The following is a 24,643-nucleotide window of genomic DNA, read 5'->3' on the forward strand; positions in this document are numbered from 1 at the left end:
TTTTCTCCGAATTTAAAGGTTTTCCTACGGGAAACATGAAAATTATACGGTAAAAACTGCTTATTTATTATGATTTTGCTATAATACCAATTTCAAAATATATTATTATAATATAAAAACCTAAGGATGTAAATAAACGATAGATTTTAAGGTAAAGACGCTTATAAAAAATGATATAGGAAAGATTTGGAGAAGAATGTCGGTTGTCATATAATTATTTAAGGATAGGATAAAAATCCTATCTATTTCCAGGAAAGGAGATTAAGAGGATATAAGAAATTGGGCCTGCAGTCTGGGGGACCGGGCCCAATAGTCTGTTGCTGGGTACACCAACATAATAGTAGTATACCCATTATTGAATAGAAAGCAAATATAATTCAAAAAGGGTGGAGTATATGATAGTGGAAAACAGACCATATATTAGGATAGATACAAAGGTTTTAATACCCGTTTTTGTGGAAGGTTATTTGTATACTCAGTTATATTTTCAGGATACTTTTTATATGGTGGAGAAATCTCCGCTTGCTATTTTAAAAGACAGTATCATTGGCTATGGTGCTGATTATCAAGGGGCAAAAAACAGTTCAAAATCATATCTGGGAGGAAGTTATATTTTGCCTCTGCAGATTAGCGGCCAACATAGTATTTATATGTTTCCGACTCATTCTTGTCGTGATGTAGAATGTGCTTGGATAGCACTAGATCACTATCGAGGATGCGACCCGATTGATAGTAGTGAGTGTTACGTATACCTTTCCAATCAAACAACTATAAACATTAATTGTAAAGCATCCATACTAATGAAACGATATAATAACGCATTAAAGCTAAAAGATAAAATAGAAAAGTTCAGTCTCACTTAATGATCTTTCTTTGAAATCATGAAGGCTGTTTAATAGAAAGTTTCGTAATTTTGAAAAATGATATTCTAAAAGTTTAGATTAAAAGAATTCAGCACTAGACTGGATTCTTTTTTGTTAGGTTTTAAGTGCAAAGCGACAGACGTACTGCTACTTCTATCTATTTAAGATATAAATAGTAAATAATCAGAATAGTAGTTATTTTAGAAAACAAAATGAGAAAATAGACTCTTTTTTTTGAAAACTCAATTGATTCTTAATACTATTTGTGTTAAATTCTATGTAAATGGTCACAAATTACACTGATTTGTTGAATTAATTACTAAATTATGCATAAAAATTTATATATTAGTCTGATGAGGAGGAAAAGAAGTGGATAATATGCTACTAAATGAACTTGCTATAGAGGATAAAGGTAAAGTGGGAGATATCGTTGAATTTGAGCGACGTGGTCTTTCTATTTTAGGAAAAGTATCAATTGTTAGGGAGTTATCATGTATTGTTGAAATAGATGAAGAAGTAGCAGAGCATTTTTGTTATGAAACACCGAGAACGGTCGTGCGCCATAATAATTACAAAGTAGTTAGATCATCATCCATGTAACCTGTATCTGTCTATAAAACTAGCACTTAAACTGAATGAAATAGATTTAATAATCTGAAATATTCATATATAGATAAAAGCACTCGGTTTATGAACTGTACATAAAAGTTAGCTGCTTATCTAACTTTCTTAGTTCAGATTTTTATGCTGAGTGCCTTTATCTGTTCATTCTTCTTGTAACCAGTGACTTGGTCTATCAATCTGTATAAAAAGCTGGTTATTCCCACAACAAAAAAAATTTATTCCCCCAACAAATTATCATAATAATTTTTCTGAATATTTAAAATTATAGGTAGGAATTTAAAGGTCGTGTAAAGAACATATTGTAAGAAGCATAGTGGAATTAATCATCTGAAAAAAGATAGCTTTGTTTGTATCGACAGTTTTTTAAAATTTTATTTGAAAACGTTTACATGCAAAAGGGGTGTTTAATAGGCTTTGTTTATTCTTTTATTTACGTCCTGGAGTCTTTAGATAAAAAGGTAAAGTAGTACCGTAATCTTTCTTTGTTTCTAATATGCAAGAGAATGGTTAACTGCTACATTGAAAATCCTTTGGTAAATTTATGAATCCTCTGAGGTATCGTAGCGTTTTAAATAGGAATAACACTTCAAGATTAGCAGTGTTCAGTTTGATATAATTGGTAGTTTTAATTGGTAGGTCCTTATAGGAAGCTTCAAGCTGGAGACATGAGAATTTATTTTTTTTGTGAAAAATTCCGCGAATTGGAGGAGAAAAAGTGAAGCTATCACAATTGCTTGATTCGAATATCGAAAAATTCGATGAGTACTCTTTTTTATTCTATGGAAACAAGCAATTTACAAATGTAGAGACAAGGAGATATGCCAATCGATTGGCCAATGGATTTAGAAATAGAGGGATTCAGCCAGGAGACAGAATCCTTGTCATTATGCCAAATATGCCTGAAGTATTAATTGCGTATCAAGGGATAACAAGAGCCGGTGCTATCATTGTACCTGTTATGTTTTCACTCCATCCAAAAGAAATTGCCTATATTGCCGCAAATTGCGGATCCAAACTAATTATCACCTCTAAAATCATACTCGATCATATCCAACAAGCGATTGATTTATTAAACATAAAACCAACCGTAATTATTACAGATGATGATACTTCCAGTACTGCGATTAATATATATGAATATATGGATTCCAATGAGAATTTGGACAAGCGATTTTCTATAGATATCGATTCAAAAGATACTGCTGTTATTCTCTATACCTCAGGTACTACAGGTAACCCAAAGGGAGTTATGCTGACTCATTCAAACCTCTATTCAAATGCGGTTAACTCTGCCAAACATGCTAATACAGAGAGAGGAACGACACTCGGAATTCTTCCGCTAGCTCATGTGTATGGGTTAACCATATCAAATACATGTTACATAGTGGGAAGTTCAATTGTTATCTTCTCCAGGTTTGACCCTGCAAAAACATTAGCAGCAATAGAAAAGCACAGAATTAAATCGTTTGCCAGTGTTCCTGCCATGATTCATGCCTTGGTCTCGTATCCTGATTATAATCAATACGATCTTCAAAGCTTGGAATCTATAAGTTCAGGTTCTGCGCCATTACCCACTGCCTTGCTGGCAGCATTTGAAGAAAGGTTTGGGGCAAAGGTTTATGAAGGTTATGGATTATCTGAGGCCTCACCTATTGTTACAGCTCATAAAAAGGGTCAGCCGGTTAGACCCGGATCTGTTGGATTTCCTATACCGGGGGTACAAATTAAAATTGTGGATGGATTGGCTTTGGAGCTGCCAACCGGTGAGATTGGAGAAGTGGTGGTGAAGGGAGAAAATGTGACACCCGGTTATTTTCACAATGAAAGCGAAACAAACAACGTATTAATAGACGGTTGGTTGCATACGGGAGATTTAGGACGTATCGACGAAGATGGTTATTTATATATTGTCGACCGAAAAAAAGATTTAGTTATCCGTGGAGGGTTCAATATTTATCCACGTGATGTAGAGGAGATATTAAGTCAGCATCATGCGGTATCTGAAGTGGCTGTCATTGGAATACCAGATGCCAGTATGGGTGAAGAGTTGGTAGCATGCATTGTCAGGGAATCAAAAAAAGATATCCAGGAAGAGGAAATAATTGCATATTGCCAGGAACATCTTGCAAAAAATAAAACGCCAAGAAAAATATTATTTTTTGATGCACTACCGCGGAATGGTGTAGGGAAAATTCTGAAGACTCATCTCCGAACTGCCGCATCCGAGAGAATAATAGAGAGGGACTATAAATAATTTTAATGAAGGGAGTTTATAAATATGAGAGAAACCATTACAGCTACGTCAAGAGGCCTCTTGGTAGATTCATTTCCATATCGTTTGTATCAAAAAGCAAAAAGGGTGGGGACATGGAATCCAGCTGATATCGATTTTACAAAGGATGCTACGGATTGGAAGCAGGCAACACCGGGACAAAGGCATAGCATTCTTCGTCTTCTTTCACAATTTCAGGCAGGAGAAGAAGCTGTCACACTTGATTTATTACCGCTTATGATGGCAATTGCCAAGGAGGGACGGATTGAAGAGGAAATGTTCCTGACTACCTTCCTGTTTGAAGAAGCAAAGCATACTGAATTTTTTAGAGCCGTCTTGGACGCAATTGGAGAAAAGGGTGAGTTAAATCCTTTATTAACAGATACGTATAAGCAAGTATTTCAAGTCATTTTACCAAATGCAATGGATCGCCTGCTTACAGATCAATCACCTGAGGCGATTGCGGATGCCTCCACTGTATATAACATGTTTGTAGAAGGGGTACTTGCTGAAACGGGATATTTTTCATTTTATCAATCGCTGGAAAAATCAAATTTAATGCCAGGATTGCTTGAGGGAATTGGCAATTTGAAGAGGGATGAATCTCGCCATATCGGCTATGGTACTTACTTGCTTCAGCGTTTGATTTGTGAGCATCCTCATATATATGATGATGTTGTCATGAAACGGATGGCGGAGTTAACGCCGATGGCTCTAACAATTGTGGAAGAGGGATTAACAGATGCGGATATAGAGGCATTTGGGACAAGCCCTGAAGAGGTTGTTAACTTTTCCATGAAGCAGCTTCAAATTAGAATGGATATTCTATCAAGGGCGAGAGGAAAGAAAATTGAAGAGATCTATAGAACTTCTGAAAGCGAAGTTGGCATGATTTAAGTAAGAACACTCGACTCTATAAATCTAGTAAATCTATTCAGGTGCTCTATAGAGCATCTGTAAATAAAACATACCGACTGGTTAGTATTTAAATGATAGGGGGATTAGTATGTATTTACGTTTAACTGATGAACAAAAAATGGTTCAAAAAACAATTCGTAGATTTGTGGAAAAGGAATTAATGCCATTAGAAAATGAAGTGTTACGAAATGAACGAGAAGGGAAACCAAGCCTCTCTCCGGGTAAGCTTAAGGAATTACAATTAAAAGCGAAGGAAGCTGGATTTTGGGGCATTAACACACCTGAAGAATATGGCGGCGCTGACTTAGGTCAGATGATGATGGCTATTGTAGCTATTGAGGTAGCCAAAACGTTTGTCCCTTTCACCTTTGGCGGTTCAGCGGACAATATTCTGTACTATGCAAATGATGAACAAAAGAAAAAATACTTGATCCCTACAATAAACGGTGACAAGAAATCCTGTTTCGCCATGACAGAACCAGGTGCAGGCTCGGATACGCAAAATATAAAAATGACAGCTGTAAAGAATGGCTCAGAATGGGTCCTTAATGGAGAGAAGACCTTTATTACGGGAGGAAATGATGCTGACTTTGTTATGGCCATGGCAATTACCGATAAACAACAGCACATCGAATCAAGAGGTCGTGAAGGAGTAACCTGTTTTATCGTAGACCGTGATATGGGATGGCGTTCTGAGTTTATCCAAACGATGGGGGAAGGAGGTCCAGCCGGATTAGTGTTTGATAATGTTCGAGTTCCTGAGGAAAATATCTTAGGTGAATTGCATAAAGGATATAATTTAGGGCTTGAATGGATTGGCTTTGCAAGATGGATTGTAGGAGCGCGCGCTGTTGGTGCGGCTGAGCGATTATTGCAAATGGCAATTGATTATGCAAAGGAGCGTATCACATTCGGTAAACCAATTGCCGAGCGACAAGCCATTCAATGGCAGATAGCTGATTCTGCGGTTGAGATTGAAGCAGCGAGGTGGCTTATCTTAAATGCTGCATTTACTCTTGATCATGGGGAAGATAACCGGCATGTAGCGTCGATTGCAAAATTGTATGGGGCCAATATGGGAAATCGGGTGGTCGATCGGGTTTTACAAATTCATGGTGGTATGGGTTATACGAGAGAATTACCGATTGAGCGTTGGTACCGTGAAGCAAGACTTTGGAGAATTTATGATGGAACTGACGAAATCCAGCGAATGATCATCGCCCGTAATCTTATAAAAGGTCATGTTAAAATAGGAGAATTTAGCTGAATCAACTCCTAATAAAAGGAATTTTATGGTTTTTGTAGAAATAATTAAAGTTTATCTTATTTGAAAGGGATGTGAACGTAGCATGACTGGGAGATTTGAAAATAGAGTGGCCATTATTACCGGAGGAAGTAGAGGGATAGGTAAAGCAATTGCAGAAAATTTGGCCGTACAAGGTGCTAAGGTAGCGCTTTTTGATGTAAATGAAGAAGCACTGCAAGCGACTGCGGAACAATTTAAACAGAAAGAATTTGATTGTATGACTCGTGTTGCAGATGTTACTTCATCAGAGGAAGTGGAGAAAGCTGTAAAGGAAGTATATGAACACTATGGCGCTATTGATATTCTGGTTAATAATGCAGGAGTCATCCGAGATAACCTGATTTTTAAAATGACAGATACAGATTGGCAATTGGTAATGGATGTTCACTTGAAGGGCTCCTTTAATATGACTAGAGCAGCGCAAAAATATATGGTCCAGCAAAAGTATGGGCGCATTATTAATATCTCCTCCACCTCAGCGCTTGGGAACAGAGGGCAAGTGAATTATTCTGCAGCAAAGGCCGGTTTGCAGGGGTTTACTAAAACCTTGGCTATTGAACTGGGTGGGTTTGGTATTACGGCTAATTCAGTGGCACCTGGATTTATTGAAACAGATATGACAAAGGAGACAGCTGCTCGAGTCGGTATACCATTTGAACAGTTAATTGAAGCAAATGTTTCAATCATTCCTGTTGGACGCAGTGGTAAACCTGAAGATATTGCTAACGCTGTTTTATTTTTTGCTGATGAAAAGTCTTCGTTTGTAAACGGACAGGTTTTATATGTGGCAGGTGGACCTAAAAATTAATTGAGGTGAGATGAATGTTTGCTCAAGCAGTAGGCAAGAGATCAAATCGAGTGTTAAATAGAGTTGACAGAGAACGTGTTAAACAATTTGCCAAAGCAATTGGAGATGAGCATCCTATATATGTTGATCGGGAATATGGCAAGAAATCAAGATACGGTGAGAATATCGCTCCACCAACATATCCAAGAGTATTCAATTATGGAGAGTTAGAAGGTCTGGAGCTGCCATCTAAAGGACTAATCCATGGAGAGCAAATCTATCATTATGAGAGACCTTTATTAATAGATGAAGAAGTATATTGTTTTGCAAAAGTAAAAGATTATAAAGAGAGAACTGGAAGTAACGGAAAAATGGGCATTTTGCGGATTGAAAACAATGGTGAAGATAAAGAAGGAAACTCGATATTTACTTCTACCATTGTCATTATTATAAATGAAGTTGTGCAAAAGGAGTTGAAAGCATGACATGTTTGCTTGATATACAGACTGGTGATGAATTGGAAGAAGTAAAATTGGAACCTGTTTCTAAAGAAGCATTGGTTGAGTACGCTAATGCTTCTGGGGATCATAATCCTATCCATAAGGATGAGGAGCAAGCAAAAAGATTAGGACTTCCGGGTATTATAGCACATGGAATGTGGACAATGGGGAATCTGTCAAAACTGTTTACCCCTTATTATGAGGATGGATTTATAAAAGATTTTACAATTCGTTTTCGTGACATGGTCTTTTTGAACGATTCAATAAGATTAAAAGCAAAGCTTGAAACAAAATTAGAAAATGAGTTACATTTTATCGTTTCTGCTATTAATCAAAAAGAGCAGGAGGTACTGAAAGGTACCGTAGTGTATTATTTATACGAAACTAGTTAAATACAGGCAGCTTTTAAGCTGCCTGTATCCGGTAAATGATTAACGATAGAAGAGGCCTAATGAGATATCTAACAGACGCTGTTTTTCATCCTCTGTTAAGGTTCTGCCATATAGCACAATCTCATTCTCATGCATGAATTTATGCAAGTCATAGGATCCTTGTAACTGTGTTAATTCAGGTATTTTTCGTTCATTAGAGTTACCCAGTAAATAATCGACAGATACATCAAAATAATGGGCAAGTTCCAATATTCCGTCAATACTTGGTTCGCGTGTTTCCCGTTCGTAAGATCCCATGGTTGATTGTGCGACCCCTATAATAGCTCCTAGTTCTTCCTGTGACAAACGCTTCTCTTTACGCAACTCTTTTAACCTGCTTCCAAAAGAGGATTTCATGGTTGCTCCCACCTTTTACGAAACGTATTGTATATATATATTATAGGACAAAAGTTACAAATGAGCGAGTAATAAGGTGTAAAATGTCTCTTTATAGTACATTTTATATGTCTTTTTATCGTGCATAATTAGAAATCACCCAAATTGTGCCTATGATCTCTTTTATCCTTCTTGTTGTCTAAACAATGCCGTAATCCATATTTAAGTATTGCCAATCAGTATGGCTCAACCATTAATTTCGTAAACTTTTCCTGTTGTAACGTTAACTCCATACCATCCCCAGGTTGCGGTATGCTGGCTTTCTCCCTCATCAACTACTACTTCATATACATGTATAGATAAATCCTCAGTGCCTGATATCTTCCCTTGGACTTCGAAATGAACGTTTGATTCATTGGTATAATTAATATGATCCTTTACGAGATTAATAGCCTGATCCTGAGCGGATTCGAGATCAGAAGTGCCCTGTTGTTTTTCGTTTTCTTCATCAGACGAGAGTTTGGTTGTTTCATCTTCAACCGTATTCGTTGTATCAGCAGTGTTTATTTTATCTTCTGTGGAGTTTATATTTGAATCAACATCATCGGTAATAGGTGATTCCTCTTCGGCGTATTTTTCGATTTCTTTGTGTAAATTTATGATTTCCCTTTCCAACTGTTTATTGTTTTCTTTAGCAAGATTAATTTCTTTATTTAATTGTTCCAGCTCAGCGGAAGCTTTAGAATGCTGATAGTAATATTGAATGATTAATCCGAGGCTAAACAAACCTGCTAAAACAAATAATAGTACTATTTTTCTTGTGTTTAATTTTCTCATATGAATCTCCCTCTTGTTATTTTAATATAATTTTATAAATAAATAGGCTAGATGTGTAGTCTAAAATGCGAATATTCCGTTTTATCTTGAGTTGCTAAAGTGTGTTGATAAAATTGATTTAATAAATGCATAAGTGGTTGATATGATTACGAAGAATAGTTTTATAAGAATAGGGAATAGGTACATAAGAAATGATTGATAGGGAGTGACATTATGAGATTAAAGGATAAGAAGATTCTAAGTTTTGTACATCATGAATTTGAGGACCTCGAATTGTGGTATCCAATTCATCGACTGCGTGAAGAAGGAGCAATAGTTCATTTGGCGGGTGAACAGGCAAAAGTCAAGTATATTGGCAAGTATGGCGTACCCGCAGAAAGTGAGTATAGCTTTGCAGAAGTAAATCCAAATGATTATGACGCAGTTTTAGTTCCTGGAGGCTGGGCTCCTGATAAACTTCGCAGATTTCCAGAAGTATTAGAGTTTATCCAAAAAATGGATGAACGGCAAAAACCAATCGGACAAATTTGCCATGCAGGCTGGGTATTGATATCAGCTGATATTTTAAAGGGAGTAAAGGTGACAAGTACACCTGGAATACGAGATGATATGGTCAATGCAGGAGCTTCCTGGTATGATGAAGCGGTTATCGTAGACGGACATATTGTTTCAAGTCGACGCCCGCCTGATTTACCGGATTACATGCGTGAATTTATCAAAGTACTAGAGAACTAATAAAGAAGCCAGTGTTTAAATGTAAACACTGGCTTCTTTATATTGTCTGTGGATCCTAAGACTTAAGATGGAATAGCTACTCTTAATTGTCGAATCACATTATTAATATATTTTCTGTTTTTGTAAATGAAAAGTTTTAATTGATCACCTGAAAGCTGTAATTCATCTATGTCGCTATAAAACTCTCCCTTACCATGCGCTGTCCATTTTCCTTCTTTATCATAAAACATTAAGGTCCAGTGGCCACCTCTAATATGGTCTTCAAAGATAAAGTAATACTTCTTACCAACTTCATCATAAGAAGAGATAGATTTAAAATCAGCCAGGAATTGATCGATATCTTTTTTATACACAATGACCTTCATACAAGTTCCCTCCTAATTTATTATTCTACTCTTAACATGAGTTTTTTATAAGAAACATGTGTGTATGGTGTCCTATAAGATTTAATTATATAATTTTATCTGAATTTTCACCATAGCTAGATTTTCGATATTGTTAACTAAAATTTAATATGGAGAAAGTTCTTTTAAATGACCAAAACTGTAATATTTTTTATTTATAATTATTATAAATAAAAAGGGTTCTTGGAGAGCGAATGGGATGGAATAGATACACTTATAAAACTTTTTTAGTGATATTGATATTTTAAAGGTTTATAAGTGTTTTTTAAAGGGGGGAGAGTGTGGGCGCTATTCTTGTTATAGGTATGTTGATTATACCGGCCTCAACTGCCTATCTTTTAACAGAGCGCCTGAGTGTCATGATTATGATCAGTTTAATAGTTGGGGTAAGCTCCGTTTTCGGTTATTACACAGCCGTTGTTTTAGATGTCTCTATTGCCGGTTGTATGGTTGCAGTGTCTGGCTTGATTTTTGGACGTGTTTTTGTTCTCACCTACCCATGGAATCGTGTTTAAAAATTTCCAACATAGAAAATTAAGAAATTATTTTATTTAAAATGTTCAAAGGTAAATGAAGCGATTGTCTAATAAGCTGAACAGAAGCAGTTTATTGAGCAATCCTTGTTTTGTTTATGTTCTTTATTCATCTGGCGGTTTAAAGTATGGTAACATGCTAAGGGAAGATTTTAGGTAAAAAGGATAAAAGGAGTTTTTATGAAAGTTTTTAAGTTCATCAGTTCTTCACTTGTAATTGTAATAGCTTATTTTTGTCGTTAAAGAGAGCATTTGGCTTTATCCGTACTTGCATATGTCGATAGGATTCATGTTTATGGTGACGTGTATTGAACAAATACGTTTAAAACATAAGGGATTAGCTATAGTAAACGGTGTGCTATCGTTTTTCTTTTTCAGTTTAGCTCTTATTAGGCTATTCTACGCTGAATTGTAGAATATTTTATGACCATGCTTCATTTTTCTGGCGTGAATGACGAAATAATGTATAAGAGATGATGGTCATTTAGCTGTCAATGAAGAAGCAGGTGTAAAGAATGAAATGTCGCTATTGTCAGAATGAAATAAATACCCGAAGTAAGTACTGTTTGCATTGTGGTAAATTGAAGAATGGACCAAAAAGAAAGAGATCAAAAGTTGTCTTGGTTTCTTTTAGTATCATCGCTATTCTTTCAGCAAGCATCTATTTATTAGCTGCAAATCAAACGGATAATCATAAGCAGGTCGAATATGGAAGCATAAAAGAAATAAAATTGGTACATAAAGAGAATGGAAAAACGAATCAAGCAGAGGAAATTAAAACAACGCCTAAACCGGCAACTGAAATAAAAGTAGATACCAAAAAAGAGGTTTCTGAGATTATAACTGAATCACTTGCAAAAGTTTTTACTATTTTCACTGAGGATAATCAAGGTACTGGATTTATCATTAATGATCATGGAGATATCCTTACAAATGCTCATGTAGTAGAGGGCTCTGTTGATATAACAGCAATCGATTATACAAGTCAATCCTATGCAGGAAAAGTCATTGGATATTCGAATATCCATGATGTCGCAATTATCAGGATACCTGAATTGGCGAATCAGCAATCCTTGGGGCTAGCTACCCAGGAATATGCTTCGATAGGTGAGGAAGTAATAGCATTGGGGAGTCCGCTCGCAAAAACTAATACAGCAACTTTGGGAACAATTGCAGCCATTAACCGAAGTTTTTATATTGGGGAGCGTATATATGAAAATATTTACCAAATGACTGCTCGGATATCTCCTGGAAGCAGTGGCGGTCCATTAGTATCTGTAAAATCAGGCAAAGTAATTGGAATCAATTCAGCGAGATCGATTGAGGATGAATCAATTGGGTTTAGCATTCCCCTGAAGGATGTTTATTCGTTTATCAGTGGTTGGGTTTCAAATCCGTTATCGGAGAGTGATATACCAGGCTTGTTTTATACGGAGACCGGTGATTTTCATTTTGAGGAAGAAGATGAAGAAATTGACGAAGGATATTTTGAAGGTGGAGAAACAACTGATGAGCCAGGGGTTTATTACGAAATTCCTGAAGACTGGTATGAGGTAGATGGGGAATATAATAATCAATCTGAGGCTGAAAAAGAGGATGTTATTGAAGGAAATCTTTTAGACAATAAACAAGAGGAACAATTAATAGTAGAACCCAGTGACGAAAAACCAGTAAGTATTTCTGTAAAAGAACAAAAGGAGAACGAAGAATAATCAACTTCTGTAAGGTTATCCATTATGGAATTTTCGCTGAAGTAATTTTGGGGTCTAATTATAATAGACAGAGGGAAAAAATGTACATATTTGCCGAAGGATAGGAATCGTCTGATCTAAATTGAAAACCTTATAGGTCAATAGTGTTAGAGTGATTTGGATAATCACTCTAATTTTTTGTTAAGTATCATTTAAAAATATGAGGCTACTATAATTTTAATATCGTCGATAAACACATAGGTATGAATAAGAACAAAATAGATAAGTAAAGGCAAAATAAAACACCAGCTGGTTCGCCCTTTTTTTATTAGTAAGCGTTTCATCTCCTTTTCATCGAGATGTGGATGTTTACGTCTTATCTGTTCAACATGTTTTTTTGTACCGGCTAAATATAAAAGATTACCGCTTCTGCCTATATAAAGGTGCATTAATGCGGCAAAAACTAACCAATAAAACAGGTGATTACGGAATAGAAGAGATACCAAAATATCAATCAGGATGAAAATACCGACAATCAGATATCTTTTTCGATATGCAAGCCAGAACATCCCGAAGACTAAACCGAAAAAATTCCAACTTTTAATTCTATGATTCTCATTTAAAAATGAATGATAGTGATCGCCGATATATACCTTTATATTTTGTTTTTCCTGCTGAGAATCTTCTAATTTAACCATAAAAATACCTCATTTTTATTTACACGATTGAATGATGGTTGATCAATGACTGCTACTAAATTTTATTATTAAGCTATTATATTTTGCCATTGCCATTGCACTCAGGACATTTCTTTATGGCAGGATATAATCTGGTTGCCCTTTTAAAGGCTTCGTCATAGGAAAAATGGCTTACTTCAATAAGGCGAACTAACTCACGATCTAGATTTTCATATTGCTCATGTTGTTCATCAACTATATTCCCATCAAAGCATTCTTTGCAAATTGCCATCTTATTACTCTCCTTTATTATTTATCTATATAGAATTTTAACCAATTTTTGTTGATTAGGCAAAGAATTGGAAACCTCACTGCACAATTAAGAATTCGAAAGTTTAGTATTAGACTATTTGGCAAGATGTGAAGGATTGAAAGGTTTATTTGTTGAAAATAACGGTATGTAACTAATAAAGATATTAATAAGGAGGAGACTTGATGAAGTTAGGTTTAATTGGTCTTGGCAAGATGGGGATGAATTTGGCTAAAAATTTAATAGACCACCAAATTATTGTGCATGCTTATGATGTAAATTCAGCTTCGGTTGAGAGCCTTCAAAAATATGGTGCCATTGGCAGTCCTAATATGAAAGAAATAGTGGATAAACTGGAGCAACCCAGAGTCATATGGCTGATGGTACCACATACTGTGGTTGATAATGTTATAGAAGAGCTTTTTCCACTGTTAAGTCCTGGAGATATTTTAATAGATGGGGGAAATTCAAATTATAAGGAATCGATGAGACGAAGCAGGGTATTAAAAGAAGCTGGAATCTATTTTATGGATGTCGGTACTTCCGGGGGAATGGAAGGAGCAAGAAATGGGGCATGTTATATGATTGGTGGCGATCAAAACGCATGGAAAGTGATTGAACCATTATTTGCAGCCACTTCCGTACCAAATGGGTACTTATATGCAGGTGATTCGGGGAGCGGACATTATTTAAAAATGGTTCATAACGGAATTGAGTATGGGATGATGGCAGCTATTGGTGAGGGATTTGAAATCCTCGAAAAAAGTGAGTTTAATTTTGATTATGAACAAGTAGCAAGAGTCTGGAATAATGGATCGGTTGTGCGCTCCTGGTTAATGGAATTAACGGAGCAAGCTTTTGCTAAAGATGCCCGTTTGGAAGAAATTAAGGGAGTTATGCATTCGTCTGGTGAAGGAAAATGGGCACTAGAAACTGCTTTAGACCTTCAAGCCTCGACACCAGTAATGGCATTGGCCCTATTAATGCGTTTTCGCTCACAGGAAAATGACACATTTAACGGTAAGGTTGTAGCTGCTTTAAGAAATGAGTTTGGCGGCCATAAAGTCGAAAAAAATGAATAAATACAAGTAGTACATGATTAATAGATTAATGAACAAGCATACCTGTTAATGGAGGTATGCTCTTTGTATAGGGGATTTGTTACTAATTTGATCAACTCTTTGCGACCAAAGAACGAGTGAATCAAATACTTTTAACAAAGATATAAAGTTTATCACGGAAAAATATTTATGGAAGTGTGAAAAAGCCAGCTTCATTAGGAAACGGACAACGGATTATTCAACTAAGTCCCCGACTGCGGAATGGGAGATTATTATCAATTAAAGGCTTTCCATCCTTTATCGCCCATGACAGTCAATTCGGAAGCTGGAAAGCTATCATGAAAATATAGGACTCCTGTCTCATTATCACGAATAATTTTAGATAATCCCCTGTATAAACATCCTCAAAATGTTTATTTTCCACTATGACATACTCTTTTTTGGTTTGTTGAAGTAGCTAACTTCATATATAATGGCACCACAAAATAGTAATTTTATTCTTCTTATAAATCAAAATCTATTAGAAAACAGCATTTTATAGAAGCGACCCACAAAGTTAATTAGTAAATCATAATACTTAAAGAAATGATAAATAATGATTTGGAGATGTAGAATAAGTATATTCGAGTAGCTATTTAAATTCCTATATAGGAATTACTTTACAGGAAGTGGTTCATTGAATGGACATAGATGATTTATTGAAGTAACCGATGATTCTCAATTCATAATTCATAAGAAATAAATATGTGATTTTTCAAGATTTAATAAGCCAATAAAAATACGAGAAACAGCTTTTAATAAACAAAATTAGATTAAAAAAGATTGGCTTATTGTTTTGTCAGTAGCATCACAAAGTTCTATCTTTATCATTATAAATGGAAGATGAGCGGAACCTGACTTTAAAGAGGTCATGCTATTTAAATCCCCGATACCCTTAAGAAGTCATGAGGATGAATAGATCATAAATAAATTTAATTGATTGTAATTGTTCTTGATATATTTATAGTGTTGTACGTAGGTTTAGACAGGGTGAGTAAGAATGTATTTCAGTTGTTTTTAAGGAGAAATAGTAGATTGAAAAAGAAAAATATATATAAAACACCTTCGAGAACTGGATGTAAACTCGAAGGTGTCGTTTAAAGCGAAATGTGTTAGTTTAAAATTTGAATGTTAACTTGTTTACGTCCCCAATTAAGAGCAGCATCTTGTGTAGGGATGAAAACATCTATTTTGTTCCCTTTAATAGCACCACCGGTATCAGCAGCAGTAGCATATCCATAACCTTCAACATAAACTTTTGAACCTAATGGAATTACACTAGGGTCAACTGCGATTACTTTAGCATTTGGATTCGCATTTAAATCGACTCCGGTAGCAGTGACGCCAGAACAACCGTTACAACTAGCTGTATAAGCTGTGGCTGAAACAGAGAGAGTTTTTCCTGCTTTTTGCCCAGTAGACTTTGCAGTAGTAGTTGTTGTCTCTGTTTTTGTTTCAGTTTTAGTAGTTGTTGATGTAGTTGTTGTTTTTTGTTGAACAGCTTCAGTATTATTTTTTGCCGGTTGGCCTACACCAGACAAATTAAGGACTTGACCTGGTTGAATAATTTCTGAATTTAAGCTATTCCAACTTTTTAGCTGATTAATAGAGATTTTATTTTTAACAGCTATCTTCCAAAGACTATCACCTTTTTTAACGGTATAAGTTTTTGGTTGGTCTTCCTTTACGATCAATTTAGTATTCTCAATAATGATATCGGAATCTAAATTATTGAGTTCTTTAATATGATCAACAGAAGTGTCGTATTTATTTGAGATACCCCATAGTGTATCACCTTTTTTGATTGTGATTTCTTGGGCAGATGCTTGGGGTCCGCCCATAGCAACGGCGATGGAAGCTACCGCTACGAATGATAACAAAGTTTTCTTCATGTAGTTTGAACCTCCTAAAATTGTTTGTTTTGAGCTAACAGTGACAATCTTATCAGGTTTACGAGAAAGAAGTAATAACGAGGAGATGATAAATTCATTACTGATATAACGGGAATATGTCAAATACATATCTAATAATTTGAATATTCAGAAAACTATAGGTAAAAAAACTTAATAAAACCATGGTATTAATATATTTTTCTAGTAAATTTAGATAGAGGAGTTTTTGTCATAATTGTCACAAAAATATCCATTATTTTGAATTAATGGTAAAAAAAGAGATTAAAAAAACTGAGAAAAAATATTAAACTTATGAAAAACAATGCTTAAAATTGGAAGAAAAGGGTAATGAATGGGTGTGATTGCTATAAAGTAAAAAATGAAAATATCAAAAATTATAGTTCGTAGTTATAAGAATAGATGTAAATTTAGTTTTTAAGAGAATGGATGTTGATAACTAATTAGTAATTAAAAGAAACTTTAGTAAATTCATTTTCCTGTATGTAAGGAAGCATATTAGCTGGTCGATTTTCATTCTTTTGTTGTAATAAAATAATCTATTCCTATTATACCCTAAAATATGACATAGTTCTAAGGTTTTTTTAAATAAATTAGGTTAACGGACTTAATTCGTCAAAAAGATAATTAATCAGTTCTTGAAAGAATCAATATAATAGAAGAAACACGATAACAATTTGTTAGAAATCTGCTAATGAAACGCTAAATTACCGTATGTCGAGCTTATAAAGATGAGGAGATTGTTTTTAGTCAGATATCGGAACGAAAGAGAGTAACTGATGCCATATCTGGATAGTATGTAATAAAGAATTGACTGGATACATAAGAACTTAAATAATGCCTTATATGCTTGGAGGATTGAAAAGTTTTATTACTTGAGTTCCAGCCCTTTTAGAAAGATGAGGTGAATTATTTGATTCCTGATAGAAATATGAAAAATGAAACATTTAGCTGGTTAAAGTCCATTCTGATCATTGTTGCTGTCATTATGTTAATCAGGACTTTCCTATTTACTCCGTATAAAGTGGAAGGAGTATCGATGGAACCTACTCTCCGCAATCAAGAGAGAATACTGGTCAGTAAATCATTAGTAGAAAAGAAATATAATAGAGGAGATATTGTCATCATTAAGGGTGATAACAGTGAAATGTTCATTAAGAGAATAATTGGTGTAGCAGGGGATAAGATTGAAGTAAAAAATAATATCCTTTATATTAATGATGTTCAGAAAAAGGAAAGATATCTGGATAAAAATCGACAAGAAACCCATGAAGAAGGCGAAAAATCAAATGGAGATTTCGAAGCGATTCTTATTCCTGAAAATGAATATTTTGTTATGGGTGATAATCGTCTTGTAAGTATGGATAGTCGCAATGGATTAGGGTTAATTAAACAGGATCAGGTTATAGGACAAGGTAAATATGTCTTTTATCCATTTACCGATTTAAGAAAACTGGACTGAGGAGTCTTCTTAAATCAATGAAAAATAATTCTATTTCAAGTACATATTAATAGTTTATAAAAAGTGAATTTCTTAATAATAGTAAAGTATGTGGTGTATTGTCATTTTTTGTTATAAAATAAAGTTAATATATGGAGGCGGAGGTAGTCTGCGTGGTGTATATATTAACTTTATTCATTGTTATGATTGCTTTTTTATTGTTTATTAAATATAAACGGGATGAGAGAAATACAATTATACTCAGGATGAATGAAACGTATCCAAATGCGAATGAATATGTAGTTGCCATTAAATATGAGTTGGAGAAACAAGGGAAATATGTTGCCTACTCTGGCAATGGACATTTTATCGTTGATGGAATGAATTACAAGATAAAGGAACGGAAAAAAATCATAACAGACGGTATATCGATGCAGCTTACTATACTTAAGTGTCTAAAGTCCTCCTGATAAAGAAGAAAACATCCAACCAAGATTGGATGTTTTTTTGATTGAATTGAATTTCTTATCTTTAGAGGTTTCGTACTATGGAATGGTAATTTAGTTGATTTTTAGCTTCATTTAAATAGTTATTCTAATTGGTTACAAAGTAGGAAGGGAATTGTCAATCACAGCCCGAAATAAATGGATATACCACAATTTAGGAGGGTTGAATATGTTAAAAAGACATGAAGTACTCTTTAAGCAATTGGCTGATTATCGGCATGAATTGTTAGTGGCGGTGGATTCGATGAATGAGGATGAGGTGAATATTGTACCTGAGGGATTTCGAAATAATATACGATGGAACCTGGGACATGTATACCTGGATCAATATTTGTGGATTCAACATTTGACAAAGGAACCAATCATCCTGCCTAATCATTTTAATGAATGGTTTGGTTATGGTACGAGCCCGGAAGATTGGAGGGGAGAGGTTCCTAAACTTGATTATTTAAAAAGACTGCTTGCTGTACAGCCTTTTATGATTCGAGATTTATATGGAGAAAGACTGGAAGAAGAATATTCTGTAACGGAATCTGGAATGTTTACAGTGGAACAAGTCCTCGTTAGAACTATTTTTCATGAAGGAATACATTTGGGGAATATTCTTGCATTGAAAAAGCTTGTTACATCTCAAGAGGTATTAAGTTAAAATAATTTAATCCTTATAGGAAGACAAGTAAAAAAAGCTGAATGAATCCCTATTTTATATGCATGATAGAATAAAAAAACATTCAACTCCATTTATTTGTTTTCCTCTTTAATTAGTAGCCATATATCCCTTGTGCTAAATCAATTAAATTATATAACTCTAAATAATAATTATTTGTAATGATTTTCTTGGAAAAATATGAAGAAGTGCACTTAAAGTGCATATGGAATCCATAAAGTGATCAGAAACTGTAATATATAATATATCTAAAAGCCTCGCAATTCCCAATGGATATGTTTTTTTAAGAAACGGAAATGTTTTAATGGTACTGTTAAATGGCTGACCTCCTTAAATATCATTACTTCGAATATCCAAATACCATAATGAAGATTTTTGTAATTTTTTATAAACTCCATCAGTCCATCCTGTACTTTGTTCCTTTTCGAAATCTCCATGATTCAAAATCCAACGAGCTATTTTTAGTAGTTCCTCATCTTTAAGCTCTTTCTGAATAGCTGTTAATTTGTCCAACCAAGGCTTTTTTGGTGAACTGCCAACAGCATTATCTAACCAAATTATACAATCTCTTTTAATTTCGAATGTCCTGTAACTATTAGTTTTGAGATCATTAAAAATGAAGCTTATAATTTGATAGCACCCCTGATTATTATTTACTTTGTAATGAACAAGGTAATGTATGATATCCGTATTATCTGGTTTTATAAATCCTATAATTTTCTTGAAATCCTTGATAGTATGATGGAATCCTCTTATCTCATTTAGGTCCAGTAGGTATTTAAGAGCTTTATTGCGCATAAAAAAATCAGCAGAATGAAAGAATTTACTTAGTTTTTCTATTTTCCAAATATAATCAAACCTATTAAAGAAAATGCTTCATCTATATACTCTTTAATCTTCCATGTAGTACGATCTATAACGGATGAAAAAACATTGCCCCACATAGAGTCGTAAATCTTAAGAAGCCGACCTAAAATATATTTTAAAGAACTACTATCTAAAGAATCTGATGCTCCCTGCAGAGTATTATAAATCGAAAAAAAACCCTCCGTTTGTTTGCTCCCTATTTCTTTCTTTGTATTGATTTCGATCAATGATTCCACCCAATTATCTATCAATTTTGCTTCTTCTTTTTGTAGTTTAAGACTGGCGGCAAAAGTAGCAGCTTGAAGAATTTCTGTTTCTCTGTATCTTTCTAACTCGTTCAAAAACATAGATTCACCTTCTATTCGTGGATTATTAAATTGAAGTACAGAGCTTTGGTGGCTAAAAAAAGGGTGTGCGTGTGCGGTTCTTTTTTATTTATTTTCCAACCCCCCTAAGAGAATTGCTGCTATTGCAACCATACTGAAATGATAGATTTTCCTATAAAAAGTAAAACCTTTTTATATAGAAGAATATTGATTTCTAAATCAGTTCACTCCATTTTTATATTGAAATTGTACTACTTATTTTACAAACAGATTACATAGAAGACATCATCCTTACAATAACGTTATAATCTGATGAATTCATACATTTCTGGCAAAGACTTTTGATATAGTACAAGAGTAACAAAAAGTAGTAAAAAAGTTGCTAATGAAAAGGAGTTTATATGATTAAATTACAACCTAAACTATTTGGGAAAATTGCTATCAGTTTACTATTCATTTTTGCGTTAATCGCAAGTACGACTATACCGGGACAAAAAGCTGATGCAGCAAGTAGCAGTTTAGCTGGATTTAAGTATTCAAAAAAAGTTCCTTTGCCTAAAGCTCAACAACAATATCTCTATAAAATGACTAAACAAAGAGGATTGGATTATAAAGAAACGCTGGCAGTGATGCTGCATGAAAGCAATATGAAAGTAAAAGCAAAAGGTGGAAGTAATTACGGATATTTCCAAATTAATAAAATTAACCATAAAAATTTAGCTAAAATTACAAAGACAAAGAACAAACCCTATGATCCATACGTAAATATGAATTGGGGAACATACATGTTATCCGATTTACAAAAGAAATATAAGAAAAAAGGTTATAAGGGTACTGCTTTAAAAGAAGCTACCTTGAGTGCTTATAACAAAGGTGAAGGTGGATTTAAGAAGTATGGAAAAGCCAAAGCCTACATAAAAAAGCATAACCAATGTCTAGCGAAAGTTAAAAAATGGTTCTAATTAACACTAATTAACAACAGCGTTCGTTTATCGGACGCTGTTGTTATTTGATTAATGAAAGTGCATAAATATCTATAATTATAAGGAACAGTACTATAATGATTAAGGTTTATCGGAAGAATTTTATTTAAACAGCAATTAAAAAGAAGTATCTAGAATCTCGTGTACCAGTAGCTTAGGTCTTCTTTATAGAAACTTTACCTTCTTGATTTCTCTCATTATCCAATTCGACCTGAATCTCAAATGTTCCTTCTTCAAAAAACAATGGAAATCTTCTTCTTATAGATTCTTGCATAGGGAGATTAGAAGCTTCATCTATATGAACCCATACAGGTTTACCCTCGGTTGAGTTTTGCAACAATGTGCCGCTAAAACTAGTAGCTAAATAGTTAAAAATAATATGTCTGTCATGTTTTTCGGGATTGACATACTCATAAAGCCCTTTGTAGACAAGATTACTTACATTTAACCCTGTCTCTTCTTTCACTTCTCTAATAGCGGAATCCGTAAAACTTTCTGGAAACTCTACTTTTCCTCCTGGTGGTATAAATCCCTTGAAATGATCGTGTTGTCTATTTAATAACAGGACATAATCTCCATTCTGAACCAAACAAACAGTCCAAAATTTGTAATGAATAGATTGCTCCAGTTCCACCTAATTCACCTCGATCATCAGTCTTTAATAACTATCGGTATTAAATTTAATTTTACCTTAAAATTCCATAATATCACCAAACTAAATTAGATAAACCAGATTGATCAAAAGATAAAAAAGAATGGAGAAGAAATGAGGGATGTCGGGGATTGAACAAAGTGTTTGGTGGTTTAATCGATCCTTTCCTATCTATATAGACATAAAAAATGGCCGATTTCTAAAAATCGACCATTCTTTTTTTAAATAGCGGTCTGTTCGTATTTAAAAGATGGAACCGTTATAAATTGGTTTTATTTAATTTGAAATTCATTTCTGGATAATAAGCGTTTTTAACCAATACATTTGGACCTAGGCATTTTACTGTCGGGCAATGGCAATTTAATGAATCGGCCAGGCTTGATTTCATCCAATTATTATAGGCGACAGGCAATGACTGCTCCTTAATATTGCCAAGTGGCGGAGTATCTCCAAAGTCAGTTACGATTACATCACCACTAAAGATATTTACATTTAAACGAGATCGTCCGTCAGGGTCGTTCCGAACAGTCACGTTTTTACTTGAATATAATCTTTGCAGTAATTCGAGATCTTCACTGTTTTGGCTGCATGGGTAAAAAGGCAGTGTACCAAACAGCATCCAAATGTTTTCATTACGAATATCCAGAAGATGGTGAATGGCTTTTCTTGTTTCATCCAATGAAAGTGTTTCTAAAGTAGATGCAAAAGAACTAGGGTACATAGGATGCACCTCATGCCTTTGGCAGCCCATTTCTTCAACAATTTGTTTGTGAATATGTTCTAAATGGGGGAGCGTTCTTTTATTGAGCATGGTTTCAGCAGATACGAGTACTCCCGCTTTCGTTAATGCCTGGGAATTGGTAATAATTCTATTAAATAAGACTTCTCGCTGTTCACGAGTTGGTTTTCTTTCCATCATAGCAAAACCGCCATCTATAAAATCATCGATGGTTCCCCAGTTATGTGAAATATGTAAAACATCCAAATAAGGAATAATTGTTTCATATCTCTCTAACGGAAGTGTTAAATTAGAATTTATTTGTGTTCGCACCCCACGTGAGTGTGCATATTTTAATAGAGGCTGAACATAATTTTCAACACTCTTTTTTGAGAGCATAGGTTCACCGCCGGTTATACTGATGGAACGTAAAGCAGGGATTTCTTCCAGACGGTGTAAGATTAGTTCCAAAGGCAGAGCATCAGGATCTTTCGGTTGCAGGGTATATCCAACAGCACAATGCTCACAACGCATATTACATAGAGTTGTGGTTGTAAATTCTATATTAGAAAGGGTTAGCTTTCCATATTGTTCTATATCCATATAGGTTTCCCATGGGTCATAATCCGGGCTTAAAGGCGTTGCTTTTTGTGTGCTTTTCGTGATCATCCTATTACTCCTCATAAAAATTCATATCCCATATTATGGTCATTAATTTAGAAGTATGTCAACATTCTTATAATTGAGATTCTATAAAATTATTAAAATTGAAATGGAGAGAAGACTCGGATAATAGATAAAGGGCATAAGAATATCCTATTAGCTTCAGTGAAAATAAATGATTGGGTTAAGATTGGGTAGGATATGAGGATTTAATCCCCACTTACAGAAATATTTGGTAAAAAGCGGAAAATATATAACGAATATGCTAATTTTATTTTGATGGTAGGCGTTTAATTTATACTTCGAGAGCTAAGGGGAATTTTATAAGTGATAATTCAAGATGGATTAAGAAATTAGTATCTACAATGTAACGGTAAAGTTTAACGCACTGGGGGAGCAAACATTAGGATAATCATAAGAAATTTACTATCGGTTATTATTGTTTCTGTATTAACATCCTTATTTCTTACAGGTACTTCATATATCTTAGGAGAACAAAGTGATAATGTAATTAAATTTTTTTAATTCTTGGCATTTCCATATTCATTCCTGTTTGTTTTTCTTTATGGATTTATAGCATCAATCATTGGAGAAATAATCGCTGGTCTAGTACAGCATAAAAAAGCACGACTTCTAATAAAAATTACAGTATATGGAATGTTTCTTTCAGGATTTTTATTTGTAGCAATGGAGACTAAATTTTTTGCTTATCTTGGGATTGTTGCAGCGATTTTGTATGTAGTAATAGATGAATATCTTAGAAAAAGAACAAACCTAGCTTTTACGGATTCACACTATAATAAAGGATCTGTTGGGAATGACCATATCGATTAATAGAAAAAGGATTTATTGAAATAGCAGAAGCAAAGGTAAGCTTATATGTAAAAATTGTTTTCTGCATTCGAATAGAACTACACCCATTCGAACGAGCGACCCAAATGAGGACATCTCTACTGATTCTTGCAGTGTGTTTTTTAATAAATCAATCGCTTCTTCTGTTTATTCTATAGACATTAGATGTAACTATAGCATAAAAAACCTCCATTACAGTAATCTCATTATATAAGCCTATTGTACCAATTTATGAAGAGAATAGTTATTATTGTAAACATCATAATAAGCATTTAAAATGTGTAAAGTATTTAAAATGTTTACTATAGTAATAGAGAAAGAGAAGGGAGATTTAGAGAATGCAACAAGTTACATCTATAGAAGAATTTGATAATCAAATAAAAAGCGATAAACTAACAGTAAATATATTTACGACTACTTGGTGTCCAGATTGTAAACGACTTGATTTATTTATTGACGAAATTATTACGGAGCATCAAGATAAACAATGGTTTACAATTGATAAAGATGAATTACCCGAATTGGCAGAAAAAGAAAATGTTATGGGAATTCCGTCCTTATTAGTTTATAAAAATGGAGAAAAAATAGCTCATTTACATAGCGCTAATGCTAAAACGCCTGATCAAGTCAGAGATTTTTTAAGCAATTTCTAAAAAAGAGGTTAACCAATCATCTCTATTGCTGAGAAAAATTATCCAGGCATAAAGTAGATTAAATAAAGAGCATAACAGATT

Annotated in this window: 27 protein-coding genes and 1 pseudogene; 18 read left to right on the forward strand and 10 right to left on the reverse strand. The window is 34.2% G+C overall.

All coding sequences use genetic code 11. The features are described from left to right. The first annotated feature begins 401 nt into the window (after window positions 1–401). The 8 genes from FHY47_RS02260 to FHY47_RS02295 all read left to right on the forward strand — a co-directional run bounded on the left by FHY47_RS02260 (window position 402) and on the right by FHY47_RS02295 (window position 7,662). Window positions 402–863, forward strand: a complete 462-nt coding sequence (locus FHY47_RS02260) for a competence protein ComK (RefSeq protein ID WP_187393414.1) — start codon at window positions 402–404, stop codon at window positions 861–863. A 378-nt stretch (window positions 864–1,241) separates the two neighbouring features. After that, entirely contained in the window at window positions 1,242–1,463 is a 222-nt protein-coding gene (locus FHY47_RS02265) for a DUF2187 family protein (RefSeq protein WP_066102241.1), read from the forward strand. Window positions 1,464–2,202: 739 nt separating this feature from the next. Then, on the forward strand, window positions 2,203–3,741 hold the full coding sequence (locus FHY47_RS02270; RefSeq protein ID WP_148629591.1) for a class I adenylate-forming enzyme family protein: 1,539 nt from the start codon (window positions 2,203–2,205) through the stop codon (window positions 3,739–3,741). 24 nt (window positions 3,742–3,765) lie between these two features. After that, the gene (locus FHY47_RS02275) at window positions 3,766–4,656 is read left to right on the forward strand and encodes a R2-like ligand-binding oxidase (protein WP_066100189.1); all 891 of its coding nucleotides are present in this window, start codon (window positions 3,766–3,768) and stop codon (window positions 4,654–4,656) included. Between the two features lie 109 nt (window positions 4,657–4,765). Continuing rightward, the gene (locus FHY47_RS02280; protein ID WP_148629592.1) at window positions 4,766–5,944 is read left to right on the forward strand and encodes an acyl-CoA dehydrogenase family protein; all 1,179 of its coding nucleotides are present in this window, start codon (window positions 4,766–4,768) and stop codon (window positions 5,942–5,944) included. Between the two features lie 82 nt (window positions 5,945–6,026). After that, window positions 6,027–6,791, forward strand: coding sequence for a beta-ketoacyl-ACP reductase (locus tag FHY47_RS02285; protein WP_066100185.1), 765 nt, complete (start codon window positions 6,027–6,029; stop codon window positions 6,789–6,791). Window positions 6,792–6,805: 14 nt separating this feature from the next. Next, on the forward strand, window positions 6,806–7,255 hold the full coding sequence (locus FHY47_RS02290) for a MaoC family dehydratase N-terminal domain-containing protein (protein ID WP_066100182.1): 450 nt from the start codon (window positions 6,806–6,808) through the stop codon (window positions 7,253–7,255). Continuing rightward, on the forward strand, window positions 7,252–7,662 hold the full coding sequence (locus tag FHY47_RS02295) for a MaoC/PaaZ C-terminal domain-containing protein (RefSeq protein ID WP_066100179.1): 411 nt from the start codon (window positions 7,252–7,254) through the stop codon (window positions 7,660–7,662). Before FHY47_RS02290 ends, FHY47_RS02295 begins: the two co-directional genes overlap by 4 nt. 39 nt (window positions 7,663–7,701) lie before the next feature. Here the strand turns inward: FHY47_RS02295 and FHY47_RS02300 are convergent, their stop codons facing one another. Both FHY47_RS02300 and FHY47_RS02305 read right to left on the reverse strand, forming a co-directional pair. Continuing rightward, window positions 7,702–8,058, reverse strand: coding sequence for a helix-turn-helix domain-containing protein (locus FHY47_RS02300; protein ID WP_066100178.1), 357 nt, complete (start codon window positions 8,056–8,058; stop codon window positions 7,702–7,704). 225 nt (window positions 8,059–8,283) lie between these two features. Beyond that, on the reverse strand, window positions 8,284–8,874 hold the full coding sequence (locus FHY47_RS02305; RefSeq protein ID WP_066100175.1) for an FtsB family cell division protein: 591 nt from the start codon (window positions 8,872–8,874) through the stop codon (window positions 8,284–8,286). Window positions 8,875–9,087: 213 nt separating this feature from the next. Here FHY47_RS02305 and FHY47_RS02310 point away from each other — a divergent pair, with 213 nt between their 5' ends. Continuing rightward, window positions 9,088–9,609, forward strand: a complete 522-nt coding sequence (locus tag FHY47_RS02310) for a type 1 glutamine amidotransferase domain-containing protein (RefSeq protein ID WP_066100172.1) — start codon at window positions 9,088–9,090, stop codon at window positions 9,607–9,609. A gap of 62 nt (window positions 9,610–9,671) precedes the next feature. On the opposite strand, the gene FHY47_RS02315 is transcribed toward FHY47_RS02310, so the two are convergent. Then, window positions 9,672–9,974, reverse strand: a complete 303-nt coding sequence (locus FHY47_RS02315; protein WP_066100171.1) for a hypothetical protein — start codon at window positions 9,972–9,974, stop codon at window positions 9,672–9,674. A gap of 320 nt (window positions 9,975–10,294) precedes the next feature. On the opposite strand from FHY47_RS02315, the gene FHY47_RS02320 reads away from it, so the two are divergent. Continuing rightward, the gene (locus FHY47_RS02320; protein WP_262365954.1) at window positions 10,295–10,528 is read left to right on the forward strand and encodes a metal ABC transporter permease; all 234 of its coding nucleotides are present in this window, start codon (window positions 10,295–10,297) and stop codon (window positions 10,526–10,528) included. 533 nt (window positions 10,529–11,061) lie between these two features. Further along, window positions 11,062–12,258 carry a S1C family serine protease gene (locus tag FHY47_RS02325; RefSeq protein ID WP_066100167.1) on the forward strand — a complete coding sequence of 399 codons (1,197 nt, stop codon included), beginning with the start codon at window positions 11,062–11,064 and terminating at the stop codon, window positions 12,256–12,258. Between the two features lie 191 nt (window positions 12,259–12,449). On the opposite strand, the gene FHY47_RS02330 is transcribed toward FHY47_RS02325, so the two are convergent. Beyond that, entirely contained in the window at window positions 12,450–12,935 is a 486-nt protein-coding gene (locus FHY47_RS02330) for a DUF2628 domain-containing protein (RefSeq protein ID WP_066100164.1), read from the reverse strand. Window positions 12,936–13,011: 76 nt separating this feature from the next. Further along, window positions 13,012–13,206: a hypothetical protein gene (locus tag FHY47_RS02335; protein ID WP_140461299.1), complete on the reverse strand. Its 195-nt coding sequence runs from the start codon at window positions 13,204–13,206 to the stop codon at window positions 13,012–13,014. A 203-nt stretch (window positions 13,207–13,409) separates the two neighbouring features. Between FHY47_RS02335 and gnd the strand changes: the two genes are divergently transcribed. Next, window positions 13,410–14,306, forward strand: coding sequence for a phosphogluconate dehydrogenase (NAD(+)-dependent, decarboxylating) (gnd, locus tag FHY47_RS02340; RefSeq protein WP_148629593.1), 897 nt, complete (start codon window positions 13,410–13,412; stop codon window positions 14,304–14,306). 1,130 nt (window positions 14,307–15,436) lie between these two features. On the opposite strand, the pseudogene FHY47_RS19480 reads toward gnd, so the two are convergent. Next, window positions 15,437–15,727: pseudogene (locus FHY47_RS19480) on the reverse strand (3D domain-containing protein); the annotation flags it as partial. Window positions 15,728–17,165: 1,438 nt separating this feature from the next. Here FHY47_RS19480 and lepB point away from each other — a divergent pair. The 3 genes from lepB to FHY47_RS02360 all read left to right on the forward strand — a co-directional run bounded on the left by lepB (window position 17,166) and on the right by FHY47_RS02360 (window position 18,830). Beyond that, on the forward strand, window positions 17,166–17,696 hold the full coding sequence (gene lepB, locus FHY47_RS02350; RefSeq protein ID WP_066102238.1) for a signal peptidase I: 531 nt from the start codon (window positions 17,166–17,168) through the stop codon (window positions 17,694–17,696). A gap of 152 nt (window positions 17,697–17,848) precedes the next feature. Further along, window positions 17,849–18,145: a hypothetical protein gene (locus FHY47_RS02355; protein WP_066100150.1), complete on the forward strand. Its 297-nt coding sequence runs from the start codon at window positions 17,849–17,851 to the stop codon at window positions 18,143–18,145. Window positions 18,146–18,350: 205 nt separating this feature from the next. Then, window positions 18,351–18,830: a DinB family protein gene (locus tag FHY47_RS02360; protein ID WP_066100145.1), complete on the forward strand. Its 480-nt coding sequence runs from the start codon at window positions 18,351–18,353 to the stop codon at window positions 18,828–18,830. Window positions 18,831–19,178: 348 nt separating this feature from the next. Here the strand turns inward: FHY47_RS02360 and FHY47_RS02365 are convergent, their stop codons facing one another. After that, the gene (locus FHY47_RS02365) at window positions 19,179–19,646 is read right to left on the reverse strand and encodes a hypothetical protein (protein ID WP_139891193.1); all 468 of its coding nucleotides are present in this window, start codon (window positions 19,644–19,646) and stop codon (window positions 19,179–19,181) included. 38 nt (window positions 19,647–19,684) lie between these two features. Continuing rightward, on the reverse strand, window positions 19,685–20,056 hold the full coding sequence (locus tag FHY47_RS02370) for a hypothetical protein (protein ID WP_148629594.1): 372 nt from the start codon (window positions 20,054–20,056) through the stop codon (window positions 19,685–19,687). Between the two features lie 386 nt (window positions 20,057–20,442). Between FHY47_RS02370 and FHY47_RS02375 the strand changes: the two genes are divergently transcribed. Then, entirely contained in the window at window positions 20,443–21,003 is a 561-nt protein-coding gene (locus FHY47_RS02375) for a transglycosylase SLT domain-containing protein (protein ID WP_066100133.1), read from the forward strand. A gap of 175 nt (window positions 21,004–21,178) precedes the next feature. Here FHY47_RS02375 and FHY47_RS02380 read toward each other — a convergent pair whose 3' ends face one another. Both FHY47_RS02380 and yfkAB read right to left on the reverse strand, forming a co-directional pair. Continuing rightward, window positions 21,179–21,652 carry an 8-oxo-dGTP diphosphatase gene (locus tag FHY47_RS02380; protein ID WP_180349930.1) on the reverse strand — a complete coding sequence of 158 codons (474 nt, stop codon included), beginning with the start codon at window positions 21,650–21,652 and terminating at the stop codon, window positions 21,179–21,181. Window positions 21,653–21,935: 283 nt separating this feature from the next. Beyond that, complete coding sequence (yfkAB, locus tag FHY47_RS02385) at window positions 21,936–23,063, reverse strand: radical SAM/CxCxxxxC motif protein YfkAB (RefSeq protein WP_140461303.1); 1,128 nt, start codon at window positions 23,061–23,063, stop codon at window positions 21,936–21,938. 522 nt (window positions 23,064–23,585) lie between these two features. Here yfkAB and FHY47_RS02390 point away from each other — a divergent pair. Next, window positions 23,586–23,891, forward strand: a complete 306-nt coding sequence (locus tag FHY47_RS02390) for a hypothetical protein (RefSeq protein WP_148629595.1) — start codon at window positions 23,586–23,588, stop codon at window positions 23,889–23,891. 356 nt (window positions 23,892–24,247) lie between these two features. Next, window positions 24,248–24,562: a thioredoxin family protein gene (locus FHY47_RS02395; protein ID WP_066100123.1), complete on the forward strand. Its 315-nt coding sequence runs from the start codon at window positions 24,248–24,250 to the stop codon at window positions 24,560–24,562. Window positions 24,563–24,643: the final 81 nt, after the last annotated feature.

This window comes from Bacillus sp. E214 (genome assembly GCF_008087365.1).
Lineage (GTDB): Bacteria > Bacillota > Bacilli > Bacillales > Pradoshiaceae > Pradoshia.

Coding starts and splice junctions, on each gene's coding strand:
- FHY47_RS02375 (WP_066100133.1), top strand. CDS start 20,443: ATGATTAAATTACAACCTAAACTATTTGGGAAAATTGCTATCAGTTTA.
- FHY47_RS02265 (WP_066102241.1), top strand. CDS start 1,242: ATGCTACTAAATGAACTTGCTATAGAGGATAAAGGTAAAGTGGGAGAT.
- FHY47_RS02290 (WP_066100182.1), top strand. CDS start 6,806: ATGTTTGCTCAAGCAGTAGGCAAGAGATCAAATCGAGTGTTAAATAGA.
- FHY47_RS02365 (WP_139891193.1), bottom strand. CDS start 19,646: ATGCGCAATAAAGCTCTTAAATACCTACTGGACCTAAATGAGATAAGA.
- gnd (WP_148629593.1), top strand. CDS start 13,410: ATGAAGTTAGGTTTAATTGGTCTTGGCAAGATGGGGATGAATTTGGCT.
- yfkAB (WP_140461303.1), bottom strand. CDS start 23,063: ATGATCACGAAAAGCACACAAAAAGCAACGCCTTTAAGCCCGGATTAT.
- FHY47_RS02275 (WP_066100189.1), top strand. CDS start 3,766: ATGAGAGAAACCATTACAGCTACGTCAAGAGGCCTCTTGGTAGATTCA.
- FHY47_RS02305 (WP_066100175.1), bottom strand. CDS start 8,874: ATGAGAAAATTAAACACAAGAAAAATAGTACTATTATTTGTTTTAGCA.
- FHY47_RS02295 (WP_066100179.1), top strand. CDS start 7,252: ATGACATGTTTGCTTGATATACAGACTGGTGATGAATTGGAAGAAGTA.
- FHY47_RS02360 (WP_066100145.1), top strand. CDS start 18,351: ATGTTAAAAAGACATGAAGTACTCTTTAAGCAATTGGCTGATTATCGG.
- FHY47_RS02315 (WP_066100171.1), bottom strand. CDS start 9,974: ATGAAGGTCATTGTGTATAAAAAAGATATCGATCAATTCCTGGCTGAT.
- FHY47_RS02285 (WP_066100185.1), top strand. CDS start 6,027: ATGACTGGGAGATTTGAAAATAGAGTGGCCATTATTACCGGAGGAAGT.
- FHY47_RS02280 (WP_148629592.1), top strand. CDS start 4,766: ATGTATTTACGTTTAACTGATGAACAAAAAATGGTTCAAAAAACAATT.
- FHY47_RS02300 (WP_066100178.1), bottom strand. CDS start 8,058: ATGAAATCCTCTTTTGGAAGCAGGTTAAAAGAGTTGCGTAAAGAGAAG.
- FHY47_RS02330 (WP_066100164.1), bottom strand. CDS start 12,935: ATGGTTAAATTAGAAGATTCTCAGCAGGAAAAACAAAATATAAAGGTA.
- lepB (WP_066102238.1), top strand. CDS start 17,166: ATGAAAAATGAAACATTTAGCTGGTTAAAGTCCATTCTGATCATTGTT.
- FHY47_RS02395 (WP_066100123.1), top strand. CDS start 24,248: ATGCAACAAGTTACATCTATAGAAGAATTTGATAATCAAATAAAAAGC.
- FHY47_RS02310 (WP_066100172.1), top strand. CDS start 9,088: ATGAGATTAAAGGATAAGAAGATTCTAAGTTTTGTACATCATGAATTT.
- FHY47_RS02325 (WP_066100167.1), top strand. CDS start 11,062: ATGAAATGTCGCTATTGTCAGAATGAAATAAATACCCGAAGTAAGTAC.
- FHY47_RS02335 (WP_140461299.1), bottom strand. CDS start 13,206: ATGGCAATTTGCAAAGAATGCTTTGATGGGAATATAGTTGATGAACAA.